This is a genomic window from Mesorhizobium sp. M7A.F.Ca.CA.002.04.1.1 (assembly GCF_004022805.1).
In the GTDB taxonomy this organism is placed as follows: Bacteria; Pseudomonadota; Alphaproteobacteria; order Rhizobiales; family Rhizobiaceae; genus Mesorhizobium; species Mesorhizobium ciceri.
In genome coordinates this window covers 1-867 of record NZ_RZPL01001173.1, presented here as the reverse complement: position 1 = coordinate 867, position 867 = coordinate 1, and the positions used below count along the sequence as shown (strand labels likewise).

The window sequence follows — 867 nt, the reverse complement described above, 5'->3', positions numbered from 1 at the left end:
ATCGAGGCGGCGGGGCGGCTCTTGTCGAGATGGACGCAGCTTTCCGTCAGAACCAGCGTCTTGATGCCGTGCGGGGCAAGCGTGTCGGGCGTCACCTCGCCACCCGGCTTCATGCCGTAGTACCAGCCGGCGAAGAAGAAATCCGGCTCCACGGCCACGAGGTTTTCGAGCGTCGGATATTTCGGCGCCAGCTCCGGGATCGAACCCTGCTCTGCCTTGAATTCGGAACCGACCTTGTACCATCCGGTGATGCCCGTCAGGCCGACCATTGACGGCTGCAATTTCAGCGCGAAAGCCATCTCAGCCATGTTCAGATCGTGGATGACAGCGCGCTTCGGCGGCGCGTCGAAGGTCAGCGGCTTGCCGCAGCTGTCGACGGTTACCGGGAAGGCGAAGGCGGTCGAGGTCAGCAGCGAGACGGCAAGCGAAAAAGCGAGGCGTTTCACGGGTATGCTCCTTGTGGGTGGGATCGGGTCGACTATGGAACGGCTTCAATCACGACGGCGGCGCGGCACGGTTCGGAACCTCGAACACCGTCAACTCTCGATCCTCGGTTGGATGGCGCAGGCGCAGCACATCGATGCCGAAAATCTCGCGGATCAGCTGTTGGGCCAGCGCTTCGCGCGGTGCGGCGAGCGCTTGCAGACGGGCATGGTTCATCACCGCCACCCTGGTGGCGAAGGGTGCTACCAGCGCCAGATCGTGCAGCACCGCGATCACCGTCATCTCAAAGCCTGCCACGAGGTCGAGCAGTTCGCCGCGGGCGCGCGGGTCCAGATGGTTGGTCGGTTCGTCGAGGAACAGGATTTTGGGCTGCTGGGCGATGGCGCGCGCCAGTTGGGCGCGCTGGCGCTCGCCGCCCGACAG

General features: G+C 64.4%; 1 protein-coding gene and 1 pseudogene. Both read right to left on the bottom strand.

Annotated features, from left to right (window positions below; genetic code table 11):
- Positions 1-446 (bottom strand): annotated as a pseudogene (locus ENZ75_RS33100) (ABC transporter substrate-binding protein); the annotation flags it as partial.
- A 49-nt stretch (positions 447-495) separates the two neighbouring features.
- On the bottom strand, positions 496-867 hold a 372-nt coding region (locus ENZ75_RS33095), incomplete at its 5' end, for an ABC transporter ATP-binding protein (RefSeq protein ID WP_164888235.1).